The 10,499-nt window shown below is 72.0% G+C and carries 6 protein-coding genes and 1 pseudogene; 5 read left to right on the forward strand and 2 right to left on the reverse strand.

From position 1 onward, the window contains the following. The 5 genes from BFF76_RS22625 to BFF76_RS22645 form a co-directional block, all read left to right on the forward strand. A partial coding sequence (locus BFF76_RS22625; RefSeq protein WP_141695646.1) for a L,D-transpeptidase occupies window positions 1-313 on the forward strand: 313 nt, incomplete at its 5' end. Window positions 314-397: 84 nt separating this feature from the next. Further along, window positions 398-1,165: an enoyl-CoA hydratase/isomerase family protein gene (locus BFF76_RS22630; RefSeq protein ID WP_031091571.1), complete on the forward strand. Its 768-nt coding sequence runs from the start codon at window positions 398-400 to the stop codon at window positions 1,163-1,165. 250 nt (window positions 1,166-1,415) lie between these two features. Next, entirely contained in the window at window positions 1,416-1,931 is a 516-nt protein-coding gene (locus BFF76_RS22635) for an ATP-binding protein (RefSeq protein WP_031091572.1), read from the forward strand. A gap of 385 nt (window positions 1,932-2,316) precedes the next feature. Next, the gene (locus tag BFF76_RS22640; protein WP_053929346.1) at window positions 2,317-3,126 is read left to right on the forward strand and encodes a polysaccharide deacetylase family protein; all 810 of its coding nucleotides are present in this window, start codon (window positions 2,317-2,319) and stop codon (window positions 3,124-3,126) included. 84 nt (window positions 3,127-3,210) lie between these two features. Then, a complete protein-coding gene (locus BFF76_RS22645) occupies window positions 3,211-3,426 on the forward strand; it encodes an EF-hand domain-containing protein (RefSeq protein ID WP_031091575.1) in 216 nt (71 codons plus the stop codon). Between the two features lie 93 nt (window positions 3,427-3,519). Here the strand turns inward: BFF76_RS22645 and BFF76_RS22650 are convergent. Together BFF76_RS22650 and BFF76_RS22655 are read right to left on the reverse strand one after the other, a co-directional pair. Continuing rightward, window positions 3,520-3,880 (reverse strand): annotated as a pseudogene (locus BFF76_RS22650) (GntR family transcriptional regulator). Window positions 3,881-3,917: 37 nt separating this feature from the next. Continuing rightward, the coding region (locus BFF76_RS22655; protein ID WP_244167326.1) for a MupA/Atu3671 family FMN-dependent luciferase-like monooxygenase at window positions 3,918-10,499 on the reverse strand (6,582 nt) is incomplete at its 5' end.

The following is a 10,499-nucleotide window of genomic DNA, read 5'->3' on the forward strand; positions in this document are numbered from 1 at the left end:
CACCGTCGGCTTCGGCGGTGAGTACGACATCAAGGACGTGCCGCACGCGATGCGCCTGTCGACCTCGGGCACCTTCATCCACGGCAACTACTGGGGTGCGTCGGGCATCTTCGGCACGACCAACACCAGCCACGGCTGCGTCGGTCTGCGGGACGTGCGAGGCGCCTGGGACAGCAAGACTCCCGCGGCCTGGCTCTTCGACAACTCCCTCATCGGCGACGTGGTCGTGGTGAAGAACTCCAAGGACAAGGTGATCCAGCCCGACAACGGCCTCAACGGCTGGAACATGGACTGGTCGGAGTGGACCAAGTAGATCCCCGCTGCTGACGCGAACGGGCCCGGTGCTGTGACCAACGGCACCGGGCCCGCCTCGTTGGTCCTGGTTAACCTGCTCCCCATGACCGTAACCCTCGAAGTGAGCGACAACGTCGGCACGATCCGGCTTGACCGTCCGCCGATGAACGCCCTGGACATCGCCGTACAGGACCGGCTGCGCGAGCTGGCCGAGGAGGCGACCCGGCGCGACGACGTGCGCGCCGTGATCCTCTACGGCGGCGAGAAGGTGTTCGCGGCCGGCGCGGACATCAAGGAGATGCAGGCGATGGACCATGCGGCGATGGTCGTACGCTCCAGGGCCCTGCAGGAGTCCTTCACCGCCGTGGCCCGCATCCCCAAGCCCGTCGTCGCCGCCGTCACCGGCTACGCCCTGGGCGGCGGCTGCGAACTGGCCCTCTGCGCCGACTTCCGGATCGCCGGGAGCAACGCGAAGCTCGGCCAGCCGGAGATCCTGCTGGGGCTGATCCCCGGCGCGGGCGGTACCCAGCGGCTGTCCCGGCTGGTGGGCCCGTCCAGGGCCAAGGACCTGATCTTCACGGGCCGTCAGGTGAAAGCCGAGGAGGCCCTGGCGATCGGGCTGGTGGACCGTGTGGTGCCCGCCGCCGAGGTCTACGAGCAGGCGCACGCCTGGGCGGCCCGGCTGGCCCGGGGGCCAGCGCTGGCGCTGCGCGCCGCCAAGGAGTCCGTGGACGCGGGGCTGGAGACGGACATCGACACCGGGCTCACGATCGAGCGGAACTGGTTCGCAGGTCTGTTCGCCACCGAGGACCGGGAGCGCGGCATGCGCAGCTTCGTCGAGGAGGGCCCGGGCAAGGCCCGATTCCTCTGACCGAGCGTGAGTTGCGTACACGGGCGCGCATGTTCATCCGTGCGGGCGGATCAGCCGGACCTTAAGAGAACCTTAAGGTCCGGCTGATCCGCCTCTCGTGCAATTACTTGTCCGACGTCTGTCATCCCAGGTGGGCATGGCTGCGCAGACCACCGTTCTGCCCTTGGCATATGCCGGAGAACCGGCGCGGAGTGACTGGTTCCGGTGAGGGGATTCCGGCGAACGGTCACGGAGAGCGTTCTGTGCGGCCATGATGGTGGACATGGCGGGCCTGGAGGGTGTGGAGCAGCCGCAACCGCGCAGCAGCGCGACAGCGGCACGCCGGATGTCTGTCGTTGAAGACGAACAGGCGTTCAAGGCACTGGAGTTGTTCGGAAATCCGACAGAGGGTGAAGTGCGGCTGCCCTCCCGTCCGGAGTCCGCCGCCACCGCCCGCCGGATCACTTCCTGCGTGATGCTGCGTCAGTGGCAGCTTCCTCCGCAGACCGCCGAATACGGAGTGCTACTGGTCTCCGAGCTCGTGGGCAACGCGGTGCGGCACACCGGGGCGCGCGTCTTCGGTCTGAGGATGCTGCGCCGCCGGGGCTGGGTCCGGATCGAGGTGCGGGACCCCTCGCGCGGACTGCCGTGCCTGATGCCCGTCCGTGAGACGGATGTCAGCGGGAGGGGTCTCTTCCTGGTCGACAAGCTCTCCGACCGGTGGGGCGTGGATCTCTTACCGCGCGGGAAGACCACCTGGTTCGAGATGCGCACCACCGACCGCTGACACGCAGAAGCCCCCGGTCGGCCTTGGTGTGGCTCGGCGGGGGCTTCTGAGAGGGCCGTGGAATGGGGGGGGTGTGTCCACGGCCGCACGCAGGACCTGGCTCGGGTCGGAGGAGGTCGTGTGACCGACTATGGCAGACGGGCGACCTTGAGTCCAAGCCTTGATATGGACTATTCGTGCGAATAGCCTCATATGGGTCGTGAATCCCAGGTGTGATAGGTCACCCGCCTGGGATTCTTTGCGTAATCATCGAGTCGAGTCGCTGATTCATTGATCACTTCAGGGTGTTGTCCACGTCTGGCCACCGCCGTGTCGCGCGCGCTTCGCCCTACTGTGTCCCGTGTCCCGGGGGACGGCGCCCGGCAGAGCTGCGAGGTGGACGCCCATGAACGGTCGCGGGAGACCGGTGCCCCGCCGCGGCACCCTGCGTACGGCGGCCGGTCTGCTCCTGGCGGGCACCTCCGCCACGGGCTGCGCACGGGACGCTCCTTCGGGGGCGCCGGCCGGGAAGGCGCAGGGCGGCGACAGCGCCCGGAACACCCGGGAGGCCCCCGGCGCCGTACGCCGGGGCGACGGCCCGCGGCGCTTCCCCGGGCAGCCGGTCCAGATCGAGCACGGCCCCCGTGACCGCCCCCGCGTCGCCCTCACCTTCCACGGCCGGGGTGATCCCGCCCTGGCCCGCACCGTCCTCGCCCAGGCCGAACGGGCGGGCGCCCGGCTCACCGTCCTGGCCGCCGGCGACTGGCTCGACCGCAACCCCGGGATGGCCCGCCGGATCCTCGACGGCGGCCACGACCTCGGCAACCACACGCAGCGGCACCTCGACATCAACACGATGGACCAGACGCGGGCGTACGAGGAGATCGCCGGATGTGCCCGGAGCCTGCGCCGGCTCACCGGTTCCATCGGGACCTGGTTCAGACCCTCGCACGCCCGCTACGCCACCCCGCTCGTCCAGGAGCTCGCGCAGCGCGCCGGATACCCGCACGTCCTGTCGTACGACGTGGACTCCCTGGACTTCACCTCGCCCGGGGTCGCGGCAGTCACCCGCAAGGTCGCCGGCGAACTCCGCAACGGCTCCGTCGTGAGCCTGCACTTCGGCTACCGGGACACCGTCGCCGCGCTGCCCCTCCTCCTCGCCGAGATCGGCCGGCGCCGGCTGAGGGCGGTGACCGCCACGGAGCTGTTGACGTGAGGGGCGCCTCGCCCGCCGGATCCGCCGCTCCGGGTGCCGGATAATCTGATTTCCGTCAACGACGCTTAACGAAGGGGCGGAACAGTGGCGGACATAGAGTCGGCACGCAAGGCATTCGAGCGCTTCGACCAGAACGGCGACGGCAGCATCACAGCCGTCGAGTACAAGAGCGCGATGGCGCAGCTGGGTGACCCCTACGTCACCGAGACCGTCGCCCAGGCCGTCATCAACGCCCACGACGGCAACGGCGACGGCGAGCTCACCTTCGACGAGTTCTGGGCCGCGCAGAACAAGGCCTGACCCGCACCGGACCGGCACACGCGGGTTCGGACAGGAGCGGGCCCGGCGCTACTCGGGGCGGGCCGGCCCCGGGCCCGCCCCGTGGCCGGGCGCTCAGCTCTCCGGGCCGGAGGGGTGGGCGGCCTCGAAGGAGGCCCGGAAGAGGGCCTGGACCTCCTCGCCGCCCAGGCCCTCGGCGCGCGCCTGGTGCAGCCATTCGTCCAGCGCGGTGCGCAGCGGCCACTCGGGGCCCGACCCGGGCTCGGCGAGGGGGCGGGTGACGAAGGTCCCCGCCCCCTGGCGCACTTCGGCGAGCCCCGCACGCTCCAGCTCCCGGTAGGCCTCGAGAGTGGTGCTCGGGTCGACCTTGGTGGTGGCGGCGACCTGCGCGGGCCGTGGGCAGCCGGTCACCCTCCTCCAGCGCGCCCATCCGCAGGGCCTGCCCGACCTGCTGGCGCCGACGGCACCACCGCACCCGCCACCCGCGGTCCGGATCCGCACTTCTCGGCCGCTCAGGCGTCGCCTCCCAGCGCCTCGGCGACACCCTCGGCAAGAAGGCCGGCGTACGCGGCCGTCCATGACTCGATCGTGGCGCGGTCCCACAGGTCGGTCGAGAACTCCACGTAGCCGGAGAGCACGTCGCCCGTGGGGATCAGCCCGAAGTTGAACTCCGAGCGCGCGCCGGAGACGGCCAGGTCCTCGACCGCCGTGGTCAGGCCCGGCAGATCGATGTCCGTCTCCAGCGAGTTCTGGTACTGGAAGCCGATCGGCAGCCGGTCGGGGACCTCGGTGCCCAGCGCCGCGGTCAAGCCGGCCGCCACCGCACGGATCGGCGCCGCGTGGTCGATCGACTCGGCCGTGCGGCGCGCCACCTGGTCCACCAGCGCGCCGAACGACCCGGCGCGGTCGCCACGGATGCGCAGTGTGAAGGACGAGACCGTGCAGGCCGCGAGGGCCTCGAACTCCCGCCGCTCGCGATTGGCGTAGGAGATGCCGAGCAGGACGTCCGGCTCACCCGTCACCTTGGCGACCAGGCGGGCCATGGCCGCCGCGGTCACCGCGAAAGGTGTCGTGCGGTGCCGGCGCGCCAGTGTCTCCACGCTTCCGCGCACGTCGTGCCCCACCGTGAACAGCACGACGTCGCCGGCCCCGCTCAGCTCCGCCGGGCGGGGCCGGTCCAGGGGCAGCGACAGGGAGAAGGGCGCGCCTTCGAGCTCCCGCGCCCAGTAGTCGACCAGGCGGCCCTTGTCCTGCGTACGGCTCCGCTCGCGCTGCCAGCGTGCGTACGCGCCGGGCTGAGGCACGCTTTCGGCCAGGCCGTGCGGCTCCTCGGTGGCCGCTGCCCGGTACAGCGCGGCGAGTTCGCGCAGCAGGATGGTGACCGACCAGCCGTCGCAGGTCGCGTGGTGCAGGACGAAGAGCAGCACCCAGCGGTCGTTCCCCGTGCGCAGCAGGCGGAAGACCGGAGCGAGTTCGGCCCGGATGTCGAAGGGAGCGGCTGCCGTCCTCTCCGCCACGCGCTCCGCCTCCGCCTCGGCGTCCGCCGCCGAGCCGAAGCGCCCCAGCAGGTCCTCCTCGGGCAGTGCGACAGGCCGGGGGCGCAGCGCTTCCTGCTGCCACTCCCGCGTCCCCGCGTTCTCCACCAGGCGGGTGCGCAACGCCTCGTGCCGTGCCACCAGCTGAGTCAGAGCCGAGCGCAGAGCCGGTACGTCGAGCGCTCCCGTGAGGGTCAGCCGCATCGCCACGTTGTAGATCTGGGGCCGGGGATGGGTCGTGTGGCGGGTGATGAAGGCGCTCTGCTGGGCGGTGACCGGCGCACGGTCGAGGACATCGCCCGCGGTGCCACCCACGTTCTCCCCCCGTCCGGGCCCTCCCGCGGACCGCGTCCCGGCCTCGTCCCTGCCGAGGTACGCCGCCATCGCGCGCAACGTGGGTTCCTCGTAGAAGCGGGCGACGGGGTACTCCCTGCCGAACTCCTCCCGCACGCTGTTGGCCAGGCGGATGGCCGTGATGGAGTGGCCTCCGAGATCGAAGAAGGAGGCTTCGCCGCCGAGCGTGCCGGCGTCGATCCCGAACTCCTCGGCCCACAGCGCCCGCAGCCGCGCCTCGACGTCCACCGCCGGCACGGGAGCGGCGGTCCTCGCCCGCCCGGACGGCGCGGGGCCCTCCACCGCGGTGATCAGAGAGGGCTCGGGCAGCGCGGCCCGGTCCAGCTTTCCGTTGCCGGACAGCGGGAGGCCCGGCAGGACCGCCCAGGCGCGCGGCACCAGGTGGTCGGGGAGCCGCGCGGCCAGTTCCTCCGTGAGCCGGTCGGCGGTCTCCTGCCCCTGTGCCGTCGCCATGACGGGCACGACGTAGGCGGCCAGCCGGGCCTCGCCCCGATGGTCGGGGCGGGCCAGGACGACCGCTTCGGCGACGCCCGGCAGGCCGCCCAGCGTCCGTGTGACCTCTTCGGGTTCGACGCGGTATCCGCGTATCTTCACCTGGTCGTCGGACCGGCCGCGGAACATCAGGGCCCCCGACCCGTCCCAGCACACCAGGTCGCCGGTGCGGTACAGGGTCGTCCCGCCGCCCAGTGGGTCCGGGACGAAGCGCTCCGCCGTGAGGTCGGGGCGGCCCAGGTAGCCGGTGGCGACTCCGGGGCCGCCCACGTAGAGCTCCCCCACCTCGCCGGCGGGTACCTCGCGGCCGTGCCCGCCGAGCACCCGCAGCGTGACGTTGTCGACGGGGCGGCCGATCGGGATCGGGGCACCCGGTTCCCCGGCGGCCGCCGGCTCCACCGTCTGGGTCGTGCACAGTACGGTCACCTCGGTGGGCCCGTAGACGTTCACCGTCTCGTAGGGGACGCCCGCGCGCGGGCGGGTGGACAGCACGTCACCGCCGAGCAGCAGGTGCCGTAGCGGGGGCTGCAGGTCGTCCGGCAGTTCGAGGACCCCCTTGCCGAGGGCAGTCGGCAGGATGGAGAAGTCGATCCGCTGGTCCGCGTACCAGCGGGCCAGCGCGGCGGGGTCCTTGCGGACCGTGTCGTCGGCCACGACGACCGTCGCACCGGCGGCCAGCGCGGGCCAGATCTCCAGCACGGCGGCGTCGAAGCTCTGACTGCAGACGGCGGCGCTGCGGTCGTCAGCGGTGAACCCGAAGCGCTCGTGATGCCACTGGCACAGGTCCACCACGGCACGGTGCGGCACGGCCACGCCCTTGGGTGTGCCGGTGCTGCCGGAGGTGTAGACGGCGAAGCAGAGGGACTCGGGTCCCGGAACCGCCGGGGGCTCCGGCGGTGCGGGTACCGCGTCCGCGCCTGCCCACGCGATGGCGGCAGCGGCGTCGACCACGGCGGTGCCCGGTGGCCTCACCGGGGGCTCGTCGCCGCTCACGACGAGGATTCCGGCGCCGCTCTCCGCGAGCACCGCCTCGGCCCTGGCCCACCCCTGCCCGGGGTCCAGCGGCACGTAGCCGTGGCCCGACTTGAGCGACGCGAGCATGGCGACGATCAGTTGCGTGCCGCGCGGCAGCCACAGGGCGACCGGCGCTCCGTCACGGCCCTGGTCGCGCAGGACGGCAGCGAGCCGCTCGGCCCGCTCGTCCAGGTCGCGGTAGGTCAGCGTCTCCGCGCCGCTGATCACGGCGGTGCGGTCGGGGGCGGCCTCGGCCCACCGTGACGCCAGGGCATGGACGGTGCTGCGGGTCCGCTGCCGGGAGCGTCCGCGCCGCCATGCGTCCGGCACCGCGGCCTCGGTGCCGGTGGCCCGCGCGAGCACGTCCCTGAACGTCCCGAAGAGCGCCTCGATCGTCGCCTCGTCGAACAGGTCGGTGTTGTACTCCAGGTGGCAGCGGATACCGTCCGGCTGGTCGGTGAAGTACACGCTGAGGTCGGTCAGCGCCTTGTCGGGGCCGGAGCCGAGCGGAGTCGCCCGCACCCCGGGCATGTCGAAGCGGAACGGGTCACCGGTCTCGAACTCGGCGAGCGTCTGGAAGACGGGGGTCCGGTCGAGCGCCCGGGCGGGGGCCAGCTCCCTGACGACCACCTCGAAGGGCACGTCGGCGTGGTCGTACGCGTCCAGCGCCACCCCCCGCACCCGGTCCAGGAGTGTGAGGAAGTCCGGGTCCCCGGAGAGGTCGATGCGCAGGGCCAGGGTGTTCACGAAGAAGCCGACGACGTCCTCGTACGCGGGTGTGCGGTCGGACATCGGGGTGCCGACGACGAGGTCGTCCTGGCCCGTGACGCGCTGCAGGGCGGTGGCGTAACCGGCGAGCAGCGTCATGAAGAGGGTGCTGCGCCGCTCCCGGCTCAACGCGCGCACAGCGGAGGAGAGTCCGGCGTCGAGGGTGCGGAAGAGGGCGTGGCCGTTCGACGTCATCACGGCGGGCCGCGGCCGGTCGGTGGGCAGGCCGAGGACGGGCAGGTCGCCGTCGAGCGCCTTCTTCCAGTACGAGAGGTCCTCCGCCGCCTTCGTGCCGCCCAGCGAGTCGAGCTGAGCGCGGGCGTGGTCGGCGTAGGTGCGGGTGAGGGCGGGCAGGCCGACGGGCGGGGTACCCGTGACCTCCGCGCGGTAGAGGGCGGACACGTCGCGCGCGAGCACCGCGGCCGATGCCGCGTCCATCACGATGTGGTGCAGGGACAGGACGAGAACGTGCCGATGCTCGCCGAGCCGGACCAGACGCGTGACGAACAGCGGTCCGTCCGCGAGGTCGAAGCGGCGTCCGCTCTCGGCCTTGAGGGTCGCGGCGACCGCGTCGCTCCCATGGCCCGTGCCGTCGACGACCGCGAAGTCCACCTCGCCCGGTGCCTGAGTGAACTGACGTGGCTCGCCCGCGACTTCGCGGAAGACCGTGCGGAGCTGGCCGTGCCGGGCGACCAGGGCGCGCAGGGCGGAGCGAAGCGCGGGCACCTCCAGGGGACCTTCGAGCTCGATGGCCTTGACCTCGTTGTACGCGGTACGACCCGGCAGCATCCGCTCCAGGAACCAGACGCGCTGCTGGCTCGGCGACAGGGGCGCCGACGGATCCCCGGATGCGGGCGCCCGTCCGGCGGACGTCGCGCACGCGCGGCGCAGCGAGTCGAGGTGTACGAGTCCTTCGCGCATCGCGGTGGGTTCGACACCGAAGTCGACCAGTGCCACGATCTCGTCGGCTCCCGCAGCACGCACCTCCTCGACGACAGGGCGCACGCTCTCCGGGCTGCCGATGAGAGCGCGCTGGTCGCAGTAGCGGTCGTAGGCGCGCCGGAAGACGACATCCAGGTCGTCCTCGGTCATCGCCGAGAGGTCCAGCTGGTGGCCGAGGCTGTTGGCGACGTTGCCGAACAGCGACAGGGACGCCCGCATGTACCGCGAAAGCGGATCGCGGGCCTCGGCGCGCGCCGCCGCGTGTTCCCCGGCGAGATAGGTGTGCAGGAGCACGGAGACGTGCCCCGCGTCGGGATCCAGGCCGTGTGCGGCGCGCGTGCGCCGGTACAGCGCGACGTTCTCCCTGAGCTGCTCGACGCTCTGGGTCATGAGGTTGGTGACGATGCCCAGGTCGTGGCGTGCGGCCAGCTCGTAGGACGCCGGGTTGCCGACCACGGCCGTGTACATGGGCGGAGCGTCCTGGACGGGGCGCGGGAAGAGCCGCAGATCCGCCTCACCGGCTCCGGTGGTGCGGCGCACCGGCTCTCCGCGCCACAACTTCCGCACCTGCGCTATCTGTTCGTACATCGTCTCCTTGTGGGAGCCGAAGCGGTCGGGGAAGAAGGCGAAGTCGTTGGCGTGCCAGCCGCTGGCGCAGCCGATGCCGATCCGGCCCCCGGAGAGGTTGTCGACCATCGACCACTCCTCGGCGACGCGGATCGGGTCGTGCAGCGGGAGCACGACGGAGCCCGCGTTGATGCGGATGCGGTCGGTCTCGCGGGCGAGCGCGGCGGCGAGCACGACGGGGTTGGGGAAGAGCCCGCCGAAGGAGTGGAAGTGCCGTTCGGGGATCCACAGGGAGTGGAAGCCGTTGCGGTCGGCGAAGCGGGCGGTCTCCAGGAGGTGGTCGTACTTGCCGTGCCGGGGGGTGGTGTCGTCCTGCGGGTAGTCGCCGAAGAAGTAGACGCCGAAGTCGAGCGGGCGCCCGGCGGCGGTCCGGCTCGCGGAGGGAGCCGGAGCGGGGGCACGCGGTGTGGTCGCGGCGGTGTTCCAGGCCATGGCCCGCGTCCTCGGCTCGACCGCGGGGGCCACGGGGGCAGCGGGAGCCGTGGCTTCCGCACGAGGCTTCGGCAGGGTGACGGTCGCCGGTACCGCCTCCGGCTTCGGCGGGGTGACAGCAGCCTGTACCGCCGCCGGCTTCGGCAGGGCCACGCCCGGTGTCACTCTCGCTCCGGTCCGGAAGAACCCGGCGTCGCGCAGCTCCCGCAGCGAGCCCCGCACCGCGTCGGCGATGAACTCGATGTCCCCGTCGGAGTGCTCGGTGGAGAGGAAGAAGTTACGCCACTCCCACACGTGCACTCCGCGCAGCATGAGGTGGTGGTAGAGCAGCTCCATGTCCGCGCGGTGCTCGAACCGGAACATGGAGCCGAAGTGGCTCATGCTCAGGGCGAACTCCTCAGCCTCGAAGAAGGCGTTGAGCGTGGTGGCCAGCTCGTCGGTGCGCGCGTTCAGACGCTCCTGGAGCCGCGGGCTGTGCTCCTTGAGGTGGCTCAGCACGGCCCGGGTGGCGACCATCGACACCGGGTGCTGGATGTAGGTGCCGCCGAAGAACGTGGTGTCGGCCTCCGGGTAGCTGTCGTCCCCGTAGCTCCAGTGGCCGCCGTCTATGCCGTCCATGATGTCGGCCCGCCCCGCGATGGCCCCGATGGGGAATCCGCCGCCGAGCAGCTTGCCGTAGGTCGCGAGGTCCGGAGTGACGCCGTAGAGCTCCTGGGCGCCGCGTGCTGCGGGGCGGAAACCGGTCAGCATCTCGTCGAAGAGCAGCACGATGCCGTGGCGCCGGGTCAGCTCGCGCAGTCGGCGCACGAAGCCGGCCGGCCTGAGGGAGGGGTGGCGGCTCTGCACCGGTTCGACGACGACGGCGGCGATGTCGCCCGCCTGCTGCTCGATGAGGGCGAGGCTCTCCTCGCTGCCGTACGGCAGCACCAG

It is taken from the genome of Streptomyces mutomycini (genome assembly GCF_001700505.1).
Taxonomy (GTDB): Bacteria; Actinomycetota; Actinomycetes; order Streptomycetales; family Streptomycetaceae; genus Streptomyces; species Streptomyces mutomycini.

Excerpts from the sequence above, each read along its gene's own strand:
- BFF76_RS22630 (WP_031091571.1), top strand. The coding sequence starts at position 398 with ATGACCGTAACCCTCGAAGTGAGCGACAACGTCGGCACGATCCGGCTT.
- BFF76_RS22635 (WP_031091572.1), top strand. The coding sequence starts at position 1,416 with ATGATGGTGGACATGGCGGGCCTGGAGGGTGTGGAGCAGCCGCAACCG.
- BFF76_RS22640 (WP_053929346.1), top strand. The coding sequence starts at position 2,317 with ATGAACGGTCGCGGGAGACCGGTGCCCCGCCGCGGCACCCTGCGTACG.